The sequence below is a fragment of the Polynucleobacter sp. genome (assembly GCF_040400325.1).
Classification (GTDB): Bacteria; Pseudomonadota; Gammaproteobacteria; order Burkholderiales; family Burkholderiaceae; genus Polynucleobacter.
Genome location: NZ_JBBAQK010000001.1, coordinates 389,212 through 404,785, shown reverse-complemented (window position 1 = coordinate 404,785; position 15,574 = coordinate 389,212). Strand labels below are relative to the sequence as shown.

The 15,574-nt window shown below is 44.6% G+C and carries 14 protein-coding genes; 8 read left to right on the top strand and 6 right to left on the bottom strand.

The window, feature by feature from the left end:
- Positions 1 to 72: 72 nt before the first annotated feature.
- The 4 genes from ABWP14_RS02085 to ABWP14_RS02070 are packed head-to-tail and all read right to left on the bottom strand — an operon-like array spanning position 73 to position 5,691.
- Positions 73 to 1,725 (bottom strand): ABC transporter ATP-binding protein, encoded by a 1,653-nt coding sequence (locus tag ABWP14_RS02085; protein WP_353201308.1) that lies wholly within the window; start codon positions 1,723 to 1,725, stop codon positions 73 to 75.
- Positions 1,722 to 2,747 carry an ABC transporter permease gene (locus ABWP14_RS02080; protein WP_353201307.1) on the bottom strand — a complete coding sequence of 342 codons (1,026 nt, stop codon included), beginning with the start codon at positions 2,745 to 2,747 and terminating at the stop codon, positions 1,722 to 1,724. The genes ABWP14_RS02085 and ABWP14_RS02080 overlap by 4 nt, the downstream gene beginning before the upstream one ends.
- Positions 2,744 to 3,808, bottom strand: a complete 1,065-nt coding sequence (locus tag ABWP14_RS02075) for a microcin C ABC transporter permease YejB (protein ID WP_353201447.1) — start codon at positions 3,806 to 3,808, stop codon at positions 2,744 to 2,746. The genes ABWP14_RS02080 and ABWP14_RS02075 overlap by 4 nt, the downstream gene beginning before the upstream one ends.
- 11 nt (positions 3,809 to 3,819) lie before the next feature.
- Positions 3,820 to 5,691, bottom strand: a complete 1,872-nt coding sequence (locus ABWP14_RS02070; RefSeq protein ID WP_353201306.1) for an extracellular solute-binding protein — start codon at positions 5,689 to 5,691, stop codon at positions 3,820 to 3,822.
- Between the two features lie 50 nt (positions 5,692 to 5,741).
- Between ABWP14_RS02070 and fabI the strand changes: the two genes are divergently transcribed.
- From fabI to ABWP14_RS02040, 6 genes are all read left to right on the top strand, one after another.
- Positions 5,742 to 6,527: an enoyl-ACP reductase FabI gene (fabI, locus tag ABWP14_RS02065; RefSeq protein WP_353201305.1), complete on the top strand. Its 786-nt coding sequence runs from the start codon at positions 5,742 to 5,744 to the stop codon at positions 6,525 to 6,527.
- Positions 6,524 to 7,852: a chromate efflux transporter gene (gene chrA, locus ABWP14_RS02060; protein WP_353201304.1), complete on the top strand. Its 1,329-nt coding sequence runs from the start codon at positions 6,524 to 6,526 to the stop codon at positions 7,850 to 7,852. The genes fabI and chrA overlap by 4 nt, the downstream gene beginning before the upstream one ends.
- A gap of 22 nt (positions 7,853 to 7,874) precedes the next feature.
- Positions 7,875 to 8,759, top strand: coding sequence for an HTD2 family dehydratase (locus ABWP14_RS02055; protein ID WP_353201303.1), 885 nt, complete (start codon positions 7,875 to 7,877; stop codon positions 8,757 to 8,759).
- A 14-nt stretch (positions 8,760 to 8,773) separates the two neighbouring features.
- Complete coding sequence (locus ABWP14_RS02050) at positions 8,774 to 10,147, top strand: MmgE/PrpD family protein (RefSeq protein WP_353201302.1); 1,374 nt, start codon at positions 8,774 to 8,776, stop codon at positions 10,145 to 10,147.
- 12 nt (positions 10,148 to 10,159) lie between these two features.
- Positions 10,160 to 11,005 carry an HpcH/HpaI aldolase/citrate lyase family protein gene (locus ABWP14_RS02045; protein WP_353201301.1) on the top strand — a complete coding sequence of 282 codons (846 nt, stop codon included), beginning with the start codon at positions 10,160 to 10,162 and terminating at the stop codon, positions 11,003 to 11,005.
- A gap of 67 nt (positions 11,006 to 11,072) precedes the next feature.
- Entirely contained in the window at positions 11,073 to 12,065 is a 993-nt protein-coding gene (locus tag ABWP14_RS02040) for a tripartite tricarboxylate transporter substrate-binding protein (RefSeq protein ID WP_353201300.1), read from the top strand.
- 90 nt (positions 12,066 to 12,155) lie between these two features.
- Here ABWP14_RS02040 and ABWP14_RS02035 read toward each other — a convergent pair whose 3' ends face one another.
- Complete coding sequence (locus tag ABWP14_RS02035; RefSeq protein WP_353201299.1) at positions 12,156 to 13,130, bottom strand: Bug family tripartite tricarboxylate transporter substrate binding protein; 975 nt, start codon at positions 13,128 to 13,130, stop codon at positions 12,156 to 12,158.
- Positions 13,131 to 13,241: 111 nt separating this feature from the next.
- Here ABWP14_RS02035 and ABWP14_RS02030 point away from each other — a divergent pair, with 111 nt between their 5' ends.
- Together ABWP14_RS02030 and ABWP14_RS02025 are read left to right on the top strand one after the other, a co-directional pair.
- Positions 13,242 to 14,129: a fumarylacetoacetate hydrolase family protein gene (locus tag ABWP14_RS02030; protein WP_353201298.1), complete on the top strand. Its 888-nt coding sequence runs from the start codon at positions 13,242 to 13,244 to the stop codon at positions 14,127 to 14,129.
- Between the two features lie 50 nt (positions 14,130 to 14,179).
- Positions 14,180 to 14,803 (top strand): FMN-binding negative transcriptional regulator, encoded by a 624-nt coding sequence (locus ABWP14_RS02025; protein WP_353201297.1) that lies wholly within the window; start codon positions 14,180 to 14,182, stop codon positions 14,801 to 14,803.
- On the opposite strand, the gene modA is transcribed toward ABWP14_RS02025, so the two are convergent.
- A complete protein-coding gene (modA, locus tag ABWP14_RS02020; protein ID WP_353201296.1) occupies positions 14,800 to 15,546 on the bottom strand; it encodes a molybdate ABC transporter substrate-binding protein in 747 nt (248 codons plus the stop codon). The two genes, ABWP14_RS02025 and modA, sit on opposite strands and share 4 nt — an antisense overlap.
- Between the last annotated feature and the right edge of the window lie 28 nt (positions 15,547 to 15,574).

Sequence of the window (15,574 nt, the reverse complement as noted above, 5' to 3'; positions counted from 1 at the left end):
ATATTGGTTTTTTTGTAATAATTAGGGCAAAAGCACCAAATTAGGCTATTTCAGCGAGGATGAGTAGGCCCATTAAACTAGCTGAGCAGCTGCAAATAGCTCTTTGGTATAGACCTGTTTGGGATTTTTGATCATATGTTCTGTGTCACCAAACTCAATGACCTTGCCATCTTTTAAGACCATCACCTCATGTGACATAGCTCGAATAACCGCTAAATCATGACTAATCATGAGATAGGCCAAGTTATATTTCTTCTGTAATTCAGACAATAAAGCCAGTACTTGCTTTTGAATTGATACATCTAATGCTGAAGTTGGCTCATCCAACACTAAGATTTGTGGTCGCAAAATTAAGGCTCGCGCAATGGCAATGCGTTGGCGCTGTCCTCCTGAGAACTCGTGGGGATAGCGCGTTAATGCAGAGCGCTCTATTCCGACTTCGCGCAACATATCAACCACACGTGTTTCGCGTTCCGCATTGGATAATTTAGGGAAATGAATATCTAAACCTTCAGAGACAATTTGCATCACATTCATTCGCGGTGATAAGGAACCAAAGGGATCTTGAAAGATTACTTGCAAACTAGAGCGCATTGCACGGCGCTCGACTGGTTTTAAAGTTTGCCAGTCATTACCTAATATATCCACCTCGCCACTCACCTGAGCAGCGGAATCGCCAAGTAACCCTAGCACTGCCATACCAAGAGTGGTCTTACCTGATCCAGACTCGCCAATAATGCCGATCGTTTGACCCTGCTTTAAGCTAAAGCTCACTTTACGCAATACTTTATGTGGCAGTGGTTTTTGAAACCAGGAAGATTGCGTACTTGGATAAGCCACTGACAAATCTTCAGTCTTTAGTAACACTGGGGACAAAGGCATGACTGGCGCTATATCCCGAGAAGGCTCGCTATTGACTAGGGTCCGGGTATAAGCATCCGTGGGATGATCAAACACCTGTTTAGTTGGGCCTGCCTCCATTAGATTACCCTGGTTTAGTACTGCAACACGTTGTGCAAAATGTTTTACCAAATTCAAATCATGGGTAATGAGTAATATCCCCATACCGCCATCATCTTTAGATTCTTCCTGTAACTCAATAAGTAGTTCGAGAATTTGCAAGCGCAAACTGACATCCAGCGCAGTAGTGGGCTCATCAGCGATCAAGAGACGAGGCTTGCAGGCAAGTGCCATCGCAATCATCGCCCGTTGTCTTTGCCCTCCAGAGAGTTGATGAGGATAAGAATGAAAACGGCGCTCAGGTTCTGGAATACCAGTTTTCTTCAACAAATCAATCGCCGCATCGACACTATCTGATTTAGAAATGAGTGGCTGATAGATCTGCACTGCTTCAATGATTTGATTGCCTACCGTAAATAGGGGATTGAGTGCTGTCATGGGTTCTTGAAAGATCATCGCAATTTCACTACCCCGAATTTGGCGTATCTCTTGCATAGGCAATGACAACAAGTCGACCATCTCATGAGCGCCCTGCTGATTCCACAATATCCGCCCTGAAACTTGTGCACCCTCAGGCTCTAATCTCAATGGCGCCAAGGCAGTTAATGTCTTACCAGAACCAGACTCGCCTACCAAGGCAACTCGCTCACCAATTCCAATTTCAAGATCGAGATTTTTGACGGCAAACTTTGCGCGACGCCCTAGCCCAAATGAAATACTCAGATCCTCATACTTTAATAGCGGGGGAATGGGTGCCTTACTCATGAGCGACCTCCACTCATCAAGCCAGCCTTACGAGAATCAAATGCATTGCGTAATGCTTCACCCATGAAAGTAAGTAGTAATAAGGTGCCGACCAGAACGACAAAAGTAGATAAAGAGATCCACCAAGCATCTAAATTACTTTTACCTTGAGAGAGAAGCTCCCCCAAGCTTGGTGTTCCGGGTGGTACGCCTAAACCTAAAAAATCCAAACTGGTTAAAGACAAAATAGCGGCACTCATGCGGAAGGGTAGAAAGGTTATTACTGGCGTCAAACTATTGGGCAAAATATGACGCCACATAATTTGAAGATTAGTCAAACCTAAGGCACGTGCAGCGCGCACATACTCTAAGGCGCGGTTACGGAAGAATTCTGCTCGCACATAATCAGAAAGCCCCATCCAACCAAAGGCCGCGAGCAAAATAATCAGAAGCCAAATACTGGGGTTAAAGATAGAGGCAAAAATAATCAGTAAATACAGCTCTGGCATCGCCGACCAAATTTCAATTACGCGCTGCGATACCAAATCAAATTTGCCACCAAAAAATCCCATCAGGGCACCTGTCAAAATGCCAACGCTAACGCCCACAATGGTCAGCGCCAAACCAAATAGGATGGATAAGCGAAATCCGTAAATTAAACGAGCCAATACATCACGTCCACGATCATCCGTACCTAACCAGTTGTCCCAAGAAGGCGCGGCTGGATTAGGCGCTTTTGAAAAGTAATTGAGTGTTTGATAGTTGTAAGGAATGGGTGGATAAATAGCCCAATTACCATTACTAGTGATATTGCGACGAATATCGGGATCCAAAAAATCAGTTGGTGTAGCAAAGTCACCGCCAAAGACTGTCTCAGGCTGACTTTTAATAATAGGGAAATAAAATTGTCCTTGATAACGGACCACCAAGGGTTTGTCGTTAGCAATCAACTCTGCACATAATGAGAGGCCAAAAAGAATCATAAAGATCCATAAGCTGGCATACCCCATACGACTATTTTTGAAGCGATGCCAACGGCTCATGATCCACCTCCAGCACCAAATTGAATGCGCGGATCAACGTATACGTAACATAGGTCTGAGATCAGTTTTGTAAATAGCCCAATTAAGGTAAAGAGATAAAGGGTGCCAAATACAACCGGGTAGTCTCTGCGCATCACGGATTCATAAGAGAGCAAACCTAGCCCATCAAGTGAAAATAAAGTTTCAATCAAAAGGGAGCCAGTAAAGAAGGCCCCAATAAAGGCCGCTGGGAAACCTGTTACTAGGGGCAACAAAGCATTGCGAAATACATGTTTCCAAAGTACCTGTTTTTCGGTAAGACCTTTGGCTCTTGCAGTTAATACATATTGTTTACGAATTTCTTCTAAAAATGAATTTTTTGTGAGCATCGTCACGACAGCGAAATTTCCTAAGACAGAAGCGGTAATGGGTAAGACTAAATGCCACAAATAATCCATCACCTTGCCCATGAGAGTCAAATCATTCCAGTTATCCGATGTAAGGCCTCGCAGAGGAAATATTTGCAGAAAACTACCGCCACCAAAAATAACTAGCAATAACACGCCAAGCACAAAGCCTGGAATCGCATAGCCCACCAAAATCATCGTACTAGTCACTGCATCAAAACGAGATCCATCTCTCACGGCCTTAGCAATGCCCAGAGGTATCGATACTAAATAGGTGAGAAAGAAAGTCCACAGACCAATACTGATCGATACCGGTAATTTAGATACTACTAACTGCCATACACTTTGATGTTGGTAATAACTTTGGCCCAAATCGAATTGAGCAAAGCGCTTGAGCATCATAAAATAACGTTCTAAGGGTGGCTTATCAAAGCCGTATAAAGCCTTTACTTCTGCTAAACGTTCCGCATCAATTCCTTGGCGCCCGCGATAAGTGCTGCCGCCACCAGAAGACTCTGCCCCGCTGACCGCAGCATCACCTTTGCCTTTTAACTCCAAGATCATCTGTTCTACAGGTCCGCCAGGAACAAATTGCACCACTGCAAAAGTCAAAGTCAGGACGCCCAGCAAAGTAGGAATCATGAGGAGTACTCGCTTGAGGATATAAGACCACATTTGACCTTGCATTATTGAGCCCCTCCTTTCCACCAATTCATCAAAATCCACATCTCAGCGCTGTAATACAAAGGCGGATCGGGATATTGCATTTCTTTTCGGTAAGCAACGCGATGTGTAGGGTTGTACCACTGCGGAATCACAAGGTAGCTATTCCACAATACTCGATCAAGCGATCTAGTCGCAGCTTGAAGCTGTTCGCGTGTTTCAGCTGTAGTGATCGCTTGTACTAAAGCATCTACGACTGGTGACTGAATACCAATCACGTTATCAGAGCCTTTTTCTTTGGCCGCTTGACTACCAAAGCGGTCCCATAATTCATTGCCTGGACTTTGAGAATCAGGAAAGCGGATTGTCGTCATATCAAAATCATATTCATCCATCCGCTTCTGATGCAAAGCAAAGTCACTGGTTCGAATATCCACTTGAATACCAAGCTTTTCTAAATTACGCACATAAGAAGAAAGCACCCTTAAGAAGAATGGTCCATCTTCGACCATTTCAAAACGAAATGGCTCGCCCTTTTCATTTCTCAGAGCGCCGTCCCGATACTGCCATCCAGCATGCATCAATAACTCTCTTGCTTTACGTAAATTTTGTCTCAAGCTAGACGGCTCTGCAGTGGAGGGCGCTGGGGGCATTGGACCAAAGACGGCATCAGGTACCCATTGAGGGTACTTTTCCTTCAAAGGCTTTAATAGTTTTAACTCTGCCTCAGTTGGCTTGCGAGGTCCATCGAAATTGGCACTGAGGTCACTATTTGTAAAGAAGCTATTAATACGACTGTATTGATCAAAAAAGAGTTGGCGATTAAGCCATTCAAAATCTAAGGCATAACCCAATGCCTGACGAACCCGCGGATCTTGAAATAGTGGTCGACGCAAATTCATTGCAAACCCTTGCATGCCAGCGCCGTTGTGATTTAAGAAGGACTTCCTAATGAGAGTTCCGTCATTAAAACGTGGTCCAACATAACTCTTTGCCCAGTTTTTTGCGCGGTACTCTACTAAAGCATCAAACTCGCCCGCCTTAAATGCCTCTAAACGAACAGTATCGTCACTGTAAAGTTTGTACACGATGCGATCAAAGTTGAAAAAGCCAACACGCACATTTAAAGTATTGCCGCCCCGATCTGCCCAGTAATTTGGGTTGCGCTTAAAGATCATGGTCTTACCTGCTTTGTAAGACTCGATAATGTATGGGCCACTAGCGATTGGTAACTCAAAACTCAATTTATCAAATGGCGTAATCGATCCATCCGCCTTCTTGCCCCAGTTACGCGAAAACACTGGCAAAGTACCGACCATCACCGGTAATTCAGGATTCCGATTTTTAAAGTCGTAGCGAATCACTCGCTCAGAAACTACTACCGCTTGTTTCACATCAGCATAGACTGTACGAAACTGTGGATTAGCAAGCGGACTCATTAAAGTATCAAAGCTATATTTAACGTCACTCGCCAAAATCGGACTGCCATCTGAGAATGTTGCCTCTGGACGAATCCGAAATGTCACTGACATCTTGTCCGATGCAACGGAAATATCTTCTGCGATTAATCCATAAGCACTGGAAACTTCATCTGCGCTACCAACTGCAAGAGATTCAAACATCAACTGCGCAACACCAGGTGCGTTTACGCCACGCAAAGTAAATGGGTTGAACTTATCAAAACTCGTGCGCCTATCTGGATTGGGTAAAACTAAGGTGCCACCCCTCGGTGCATTCGGATTAACGTAATCAAAGTGGCTAAAGCCATCGGTATACTTCGGCTTGCCATACTGTGCGATACCTTGCGAAGCCTGCGCAGCATTCACCCCGACTCCAATGAGGAGAGCTAAAAAGCAAAAATGAACTATTTGACGAATAGGGCTTAGCTTAGGCATATATGCAACAATTGTAGATAGCAAATCATATTTGAAGCAAAGGACACAATATGGGCTTTCTCTCCGGCAAAAAAATTCTCGTTACCGGTCTCCTTTCCAACCGTTCTATCGCCTATGGCATTGCCAAGGCCTGCCATCGTGAGGGTGCTGAATTGGCCTTTACCTACGTTGGCGAGCGTTTTAAGGACCGGATCGTTGATTTTGCAAAAGAATTTAATACAGAACTGATCTTTGACTGTGATGTGGGGAGTGATGAGCAAATTTCAGCCCTTTTTAAGGATTTAGCCAAAACATGGCCCCAGTTCGATGGTTTTGTGCATGCTATAGGCTTTGCCCCTCGTGAAACAATTGCAGGTGATTTTTTGGAAGGCCTTTCGCGTGAAGGCTTCAAAATTGCCCATGACATCTCCGCCTACAGCTTTCCGGCAATGGCTAAAGAAGCCCTCCCAATGTTGCGGGATAAATCTGCCTTACTCACACTGACCTACCTAGGCTCATTTCGTAACGTTCCTAACTACAACACTATGGGATTAGCTAAGGCATCATTAGAAGCATCCGTACGCTACCTTGCTGGTTCTGTAGGGCCTAAGAATATCCGCGTAAACTGTATTTCAGCTGGACCTATTAAGACCTTGGCTGCCTCTGGTATCAAAAACTTTAGCAAAATATTGGAGGCTGTTGAACAAGATGCCCCCTTACGTCGCAATGTCACCATTGATGATGTAGGTAACACGGCTGCCTTCCTCTTGTCTGATCTAGCCAACGGCATTACCGCTGAAATCATCTATGTAGATAATGGCTATAGTCATGTAGTGGGCGGAATGGGCTCAATATGAGCATTCCATTAAGCGAGGCCCTCAAGTTTTGGGCCAAGCTCGGTTTTATTAGCTTTGGTGGGCCCGCCGGACAGATCGCAGTCCTCCATCAAGAATTAGTTGAAAAACGTCGCTGGATTTCCGAACGGCGCTTTTTGCATGCGTTGAACTATTGCATGCTCCTTCCAGGACCCGAAGCCCAACAGCTTGTCACTTATATAGGCTGGCTGATGCATCGCAGTTGGGGCGGCATTATCGCTGGCACACTTTTTGTCTTGCCTTCCCTGGTGATTCTGATTGCTTTGTCCTGGATATATCTCACCTTTGGACAGGTGCCATGGATTGCAGCGCTCTTTTTTGGAATTAAGCCAGCAGTCGTTGCGATTGTTTTGCATGCAGCCGTTCGGATTGGTAAGCGGACCATTCATAATCAAGCATTGAAGTGGATTACGCTTGGCTCCTTTTTAGCCATTTTCATTCTCAATGTATCTTTCCCAATGATTGTCATCATTACAGCAATCATTGGGTATTGGGGTGGTAAGCGCTATCCAGAATATTTCCAACAAAGCAGCAGTCATGGCAATACAAAAGATATTGGTCACGGAACCGCCATGATTGATGATAACACACCAACCCCAGATCACGCACAATTTAATCTTCAGAAAACTTTACGCCATAGTGCTATTGCACTATGTTGCTGGCTGCTTGCGATTGGAATATTGATAAGCTATTTTGGTTGGAAGACGCTTTACCCACAATTAGCATGGTTCTTTACAAAAGCTGCTTTTCTCACTTTTGGTGGAGCATATGCAGTACTACCGTATGTTTACCAAGGAGCTGTAGATCATTTTCAATGGTTGAGTGCCAATCAAATGATTGATGGACTGGCTCTTGGAGAGGCAACTCCAGGTCCACTTATTATGGTGGTTGCTTTTGTCGGATATCTTGCTGGACATATTCAGCACCTAATCGGAAGCGCTAACCCATTTTGGTTTGGTGTTCTGGGCGCCTGTGTTGCTACCTGGTTTACCTTCTTACCCTCCTTCTTTTTTATTCTGGTTGGTGGGCCGCTGATTGAATCAACCCACGGCAAGCTAGGCTTTACAGCACCCCTCACTGCCATTACAGCAGCAGTTGTTGGTGTGATTGCCAACCTAGGTTTATTTTTTGCCTATCATGTTTTTTTACCACGAGGCTTTGGGGGATCCATCTCTTGGATATCCATCATCATTTGCTTATTGGCCGGCCTAGCCCTATTTAAGTTTCAAAAAGGGGTTGTAACTGTGATTGGATGCTCTGCCCTAGCAGGCTTATTGAGCTATTTTGTAGCTGTTTTGATGCCTTAAGTATTTTCACAAGATTGGCATAATGGAACTTATGCGTATTGAACCTCAAACTATCACCCATCTTCAAGAGTGGGTCGGCAAATCCGAATCACTTTCGGATACCGTCACCGCTGCCCCAGTTCGAGCACTATCGGCAACTCTTGACCGAGAGGACCCCGCTCCCACTAAAGCTACTTTTCTGCCTGAACTGTGGCATTGGCTCTATTTCTTACCCCATGCTCGCGAGTCAGAAATCGGGCCTGATGGCCACCCTAAACGCGGTGGATTTTTACCTCCCGTTCCTCTTCCTCGTCGGATGTGGGCAGGCAGCCGAATTCAGTGGCTGGCCCCGCTTTCTGTTGGAGATGAAATTAAGCGCATCTCAACTATTGAGTCGGTTACCCACAAAGCTGGACGCAGTGGTGATCTCATCTTTATATTAGTTCAACACCAAATTTCTAATCAGCAAGGTCTTGCCATCATTGAAGAACATGACATCGTCTATCGCGATGCGCCTAGTCAAGATGACAAGCCAGTTACTCCTGCGCCCGCCCCTACAGATGCTGAATGGAGTAAGACGATTACTCCAGATGATGTATTTCTTTTTCGTTACTCAGCTCTCACCTTTAATGGTCATCGCATTCATTACGACCGCAAATATGTCACTGAGGTTGAAGGCTACCCAGGGTTAATTGTTCATGGCCCTCTGATTGCAACCTTACTGGTAGATCTGGTCCGCCAAAGTATTCCCGCTTGCAGATTAAAGAGTTTTGAATTCCGCGCTATTCGCCCTACTTTTGATATCAAAATTTTTAAAGTATGTGCCAAGCCCGATTTAGAAAAAGATCCTTCAGGAAAAACGATTGCCATTTGGGCGCAAGATCATGAAGGATGGCTCACCATGCAAGCAAGTGCAGTACTTGCCTAAGGTAAATTATTTTTATGCCAAATCAACACTTATCTCAAGAATTAGCCAGCTTTGCATCCAAGCTACAAGCAAAAGATATTCCCGCTTCTGTCATGAATCGTGCTGAAGATTTTTTGGTGGATTGGTTCGGCTCTGCTGTCGCAGGCAAAGGCTCTCGACCGGTTGAAATCATTGCCCAGTTTGCTCAAAATATGGGGGGTTTTGAGGCTCATCCAGGACCCTCAGAAATTTTAGTGACTCGTAAAAGTTCAAGTCCTTTTTTAGCAGCGATGGCGAATGCTGCTGCCTCTCATGTTGCAGAACAAGATGATGTTCATAATGGCTCAGTTTTTCATCCGGCCACGGTAGTATTCCCCCCTGCACTTGCCTGTGCTCAAGCAATTGGTGCTTCAGGTGAAGATCTGCTGGTAGCTGCAGTTGCTGGATATGAAGTGGGTATTCGAGTCGGTGAATTTTTAGGTCGTTCGCATTACAAGGTATTCCACACAACTGGTACTGCTGGTCCGATCGCTGCTGCTGCAACTGTCGGAAGATTATTAAACCTCAATCCCAATCAAATGCTACATGCCTTTGGCTCGGCAGGAACTCAGTCTGCTGGACTTTGGGAATTCCTGCGAGATGCTGCTGATTCAAAACAACTACATACTGCTCATGCTGCTTCGACTGGTTTAATGTCTGCTTATATTGCGCAGGCAGGATTTACAGGTGCTCAACATATTCTGGAAGGCAAACAAGGTTTGGCGGCAGGAATGTCTAGTGATGCCGATCCAAGTAAGTTAGTTGACCAACTTGGTACGCGCTGGGCACTTGCAGAAACCAGTTTTAAATATCATGCCTCCTGCAGACATACTCACCCTGCTGCCGATGCCTTGCTGCAAGTGATGCTGGCACACAAACTAAAGCCAGGTGATATTGCTAGAGTGGAAACACTAGTGCATCAAGGCGCCATTGATGTCCTTGGCCCAGTTATTAACCCTAGCACCGTGCATCAGTCAAAATTTTCCATGGGTACGGTTTTGGCAATTATTGCCCATTACCAATTTGCTGGTCTGCAAGAATTTGATCAGCATTTTCAGGATGATGCTATTTGTCTTTTTCGCGATCGCGTCACGATGACACTGGATTCTGAGGTTGATACCGCCTATCCTCAACGATGGATCGGTAAAGTTAAAGTGCATCTCAATAATGGCCAAATTCTCGATGGCAGAGTAGATGAACCTAAAGGCGATCCTGGTAATACCTTGAGCCGCACTGAGATTACCGATAAAGCAATGCGCCTTGCCGCCTTTAGTGGTGGCGCTACTCCAGCACAAATGACTTCTGCAATTGATTTCTTGTGGAATATTCGCAAACAGTCCAAGATAGGACTATTACTTCCTCAGTCTTAATACTCTTCTTATATGAGCTCCGTTGATAACACTTTAGCCCTTAGCAGTCATTTTCTATTTGTTCCTGGCACACGCCCAGAGCGCTTCCAAAAAGCCTTGGATAGCGGAGCTGATGCTGTTATTTTGGATCTCGAAGATGCCGTCCCTGCGGAAGAAAAAGAACTAGCCCGCAATGCGATTCGCTCTGCCTGGTCATCTTTCACACAAGAACAAAAAGGTCGACTAGTAATTCGCAGTAACTCACCTGGAAGCAAGTTCTACTCTGCAGATTTGATCTTGGTAAAAGAACTCAATATCACCTGCATTCTGATTCCTAAAAGTGAGTCGCCTGATCAGATTAATGGTGCTGCATTGGTATTACCTAACGCTGCCATTATTCCGATGATTGAAACAGCACTTGGTCTTGATCATTTGCGTGAAATTGCAAACTCCAATCAAGTCATTCGTTTAGCTTTAGGTAATATCGATTTACAAGTCGATCTTGGGATGACTTGCAATGCAGATGAAACAGAGTTGCAAACTGCACGATTCCAAATCGTTCTGGCTTCACGTCTGGCGGCAATCGCCCCTCCAATTGATGGGGTTACTCCATCTACTGACAACATTGAGCAAATTACCCATGATGCCGAGCGGGCTAAACGTATGGGATTTGGTGCAAAGCTGTGCATTCATCCCAAACAGGTGGCGATTGTTCAAGCAGCCTTTATGCCTACCCAAGAAGATCTGGCATGGGCCAAAAGAGTGATTGAGGCCGATAAAGCCTCCAAAGGTGGGGCGGTTAAGTTAGATGGCCGCATGATTGACCGCCCTGTGGTACTTTTAGCCCAAAGAACCCTTGCGCTTGCTGGTAAATACTGAGGCTAGAGGCCCCAAAAATACCATAAAAAATGGCAAAATAGTTTCCAAGTATAAATTGGAGACTTCTATGAAATTCAAAAAATCCTTGTTCGCTGGAATACTTGCTGCGGCAAGTGCTGGTGCACTTCTAGCTAGCCAATCTGCAGCTGCACAAAATGCTTGGCCAACTAAATCGATTTCTTTAATCGTGCCTTTCGCCGCTGGTGGACCAACTGACTCTGTTGCACGCTTAATTTCAGTGCCCATGGGTCAAGCTTTGGGTCAAACCGTAGTGGTTGAGAACGTTCCCGGTGCTGGTGGCACCATTGCTTCTACTAAAGTTGCTCGAGCAGCGCCTGATGGATACACCATCTACCTGCACCATATGGGAATGGCAACAGCAAATGCGCTCTATGACAAGCTCCCGTATGACCCAATGACTAGCTTTGAATATATCGGCCAAGTGGCTGATGTACCTATGGTGCTCTTAGGTAAAAAAAGTTTGCCAGCAAACAATTTTAAAGAACTAGAAGCCTATATCAAAGCGAATGGCTCTAAAGTAACTATGGCCAATGCTGGCCCTGGTGCTGTGTCACAGCTCTGCGGACTATTGTTTCAAAGCCGCCTCGGTGTCAAGTTAACCAACGTTCCTTATAAGGGAACTGGTCCTGCCCTAACTGATCTTTTAGGCGGTCAAGTAGATTTACTTTGTGATCAAACAACTCAGACGATTCCTTACATTAAGGATGGCAGCGTTAAGGCTTATGGAACCACTACTTTAAAACGTTTGCCTGCTATTCCAAATGTACCGACACTAGACGAACAAGGCTTTAAAGGTTTTGAAGTGAAGGTATGGCATGGTATGTACACTCCAAAAGGAGTTCCAAAGCCAATCCTGGATAAACTCAATGCTGCACTCAAGAAATCCCTTACATCACCTGACGTCAAAAAACGTCTAGAGGATGCAAATATTGATATCGTATCCGTAGGCAAGATTTCTGAGAATGGTCTTAAAACTCATCTTGATGCAGAGATCAATAAGTGGGGTCCTATCATTCGTAAAGCGAATATTCCTGATTGATCGAACTTGATCATGTTAAAAAGCCACCTTCATGAGGTGGCTTTTTTTTATTGTTCCAAACAAGAGCGATCAGAAATCAGTCTCAAAGCATTATTCAACCTTACCTATTTTCTTCACGATATCAACCATTTGGGAAGACTCTTTGTCCCAATACACTTTAAACTCCGGGGCATCTAGATACTGAATGGGACTGCCTGCTGAATTAATGACTGAACGGACACGGTCATCAACCGCAGCCTGCTTTGCAGCGTCACGTAATTTATTCGTGATACTGTCAGACGTTGCACTGGGAATAAAAAGCCCGGCCCATTGAGCAAATTCGATCTTAATGCCCATTTCTTTGAAACTAGGCACCTCTGGCATACTCGCCAACCTGCCATCACCCCAATGCGCAAGTGCTCGGACCTTGCCCGCTTTAATTTGCTGAACAATAGAGGATGGGCCTGTAGCGAGTGCATCAACTTGTCCACCTAACAACCCCACAATTGCAGGACCTGCTCCCGTGTAGGGAATGTGGACCATATAAAACTTTTCAGAAGATTTCAGCATTTCCATTGGGACGTGCATCGTGCCGTAATTACCAGAAGATCCAAAGTTATATTTGCCTGGATTGGCTCGCATTGCTGCAATAAAAGATTTGTAATCCTTCCAGGGGCTATCTGCCCTCACTACTAAGACCGTTGGATCCGCAGTAAAACGTGCAATCGGTTTGAGTTGATTCAACTGAAAAGATTGCTCACGCCCAACAATCTTATCTGCCTCGGGAATAATAGAGATTGACGATAAAGCCATGAGAATGGTGTAACCATCTGGTTTTGATTTAGCAACTGAAGCCATTCCAATTCCACCACCAGCTCCCGGTTTATTTTCAACTACTACTGGCTGCCCCAAAATTCTAGATAGAGCCTCAGCAACAGGCCTACCCACGGCATCTGCTACGCCACCAGGAGGGAAAGGCACAACCATCGTGATAGATTTAGTGGGCCAAGCCTCGGGAGCCTGAGCCCCAACAGAAGACACCAGAAAACACGATACGCAGAAAGCTAGTAAACGGCTAGTATTCATTTTTTGTCTCACGTTTGTTAATTAGTTATTATTTATAGTCTTATCCTACTACAAGATTCAGCCCAATAAACAGGGGTTTTCCTATAGAAACCCCCAACGGAGATGGTAATTATGAAATATGCAGCATTTTGTTTAAATAGCGATTCGAGTAAAACACGGGTTGGCTCAATTTCAGCTGACGGTACGCTGGTCGAAGAATTCGACCTGGGGGTTGATGTGAGCGAAGATGGCATTGTGGCTATTTTGCGAGCTGACCTTCATGGCAAATTACCAAAACCAATTGCTAGTCATGCATTTGACGAGATCCGTTTGCTTGCCCCCGTACCAAGACCCCGTAGAAATATTTTTTGTGTTGGCAAAAACTATCACGAACATGCTAAAGAATTTTCTAATAGTGGATTTGATAGTAGTGTTAAACCAGGTGAAGATATTCCAAGTCACGCTATTTTCTTTACCAAACCTCCAGAGTCAGTTACTGGCCCCAATACAAACGTCATCATCCCTACTGCAATATCAACTGCGATAGATTACGAAGCAGAACTCACTATCGTGATTGGAAAAGGCGGCAAAGGCATTAGCGAAGCAGTTGCAATGAAGCACGTCTGGGGCTACACCGCCATTAACGATGTCACAGCTCGTGATTGGCAGCAACGTCATAAGCAGTGGTTTTTAGGCAAAAGTTTTGATACTTTTTGCCCTATGGGCCCATGGGTGGTAACTGCCGATCAGCTGGATGCCAATGATATCTCAGTGAAATGCTGGGTGAATGGCGAGTTACGCCAAAATTCCAATACTAAAGATTTAATATTTGATATCCCTAATATGATTGCCACCGTATCTGCCGGCATCACGCTCTACCCTGGTGATCTCATCGCTACAGGCACACCTGTGGGTGTAGGGATAGGGTTTAAACCTCCAAAGTATTTAGTCAATGGTGATGTAGTCGTTGTTGAAATGGGAGGTATTGGCAAATTAGAAAATACCTTTATTGAAAAATAGAGCCGTAAGACATCGTCATTAGCATTGAATTCACTCTAGGGTAGATCTCCATGTACTTACCAAAGCATTTTGAAGTAACTGATTCTGAAATCCTTGCTGATCTGATTGAGAAATATCCATTGGCTACGCTCATTGGATCAATAGGGGATACGATGGAAATCAATCACCTTCCCCTCATGTTAAGTAAGGATCGCTCGCGCTTGTTTGGGCATGTTGCCAAAGCCAATCCTTTACTCAAGATCGCTGAGCAAGCAGTACCCAACTTAACTGCTGTATTTAATGGCCCCAATGCATATGTCACGCCATCTTGGTACCTCACCAAAAAAGAAACTGGGAAGGTGGTTCCCACTTGGAATTACGCTGTAGTGCATGCACAAGGAAAAATCAGCGTGATTCAAGACACTGCATGGCTTCATGGTCATGTTACCCAAATGACCAATACACATGAGCCGACTTATCAATTCCTTTGGAAGGTAGACGACGCTCCCGATGAATATATACAAATGATGCTTAATGCGATTGTTGGTATTGAAATTGAAATCACCAGTTTGGTAGGCAAATTTAAATTAAGCCAAAATCGTCCAGCAGAAGATTATGAAGCAGTGCTGAACGAATTAAGAGCTTCTGCAAATCAAGAGTTACAAGACATGACTCACTTTATGAAGCCCACTTAGGGCGTAATGTAGCCATACTGACGCAAAATGCTCTTTGCTTGAGGGCTTTGTATAAATCGATATAGATTCAATGCCTCGGGTGGTGCCCCCTTCATTAATACCATGCGCTGCTGAATCGGTTGATACTGTCTATCGTCGACTAAAACATAACTAGCATGCTTCATCACTTCAGGTGATGTGGCCAAAGACAGAGCAGTAAAACCTAAATCAGCTGCACCAGTCGCGACATACATTGTTGCAATACTAATGTTATCTCCATAGATGAGTTTATCTTTAGCAAGCTCCCATAAACCTTCTGACTTAAGATATTCAACAGCAGCCTTTCCATAGGGCGAAAGTTCTGGCTTAGCAATCGCAAGCTTATTCGCCCTAGAGATTGCCTTAGCGATATCAGTCTTATTGTTTACGATAGGGGGATTTGAGCTTTTTTTAGCAATCAATACCAATTTACCAATGGCATAGATACTCCCTTCATCGACTGTTTTGCCATTTTTATGCAACTCAAGCGGATAATATTCATCTGCCGCAATCAACAGATTGTAAGGAGCTCCATTCATGATTTGAGCAGTAAAGTTCCCTGATGATCCGAATATAACCCTAAATTCAGGCTTGCTAGTCGCCCGAAATGCTGTGTTGATTTCAGCAAAGGCGTCTTTCATGTTCGCCGCAACTGCGATTGTGACTGGCTGGGCTCCTAAGATTTGAGCACAAAACAACAGAAGAGCAGCAAGAATAGAGCGCATCGTTTTTTTTACATAAACCACAATAGGT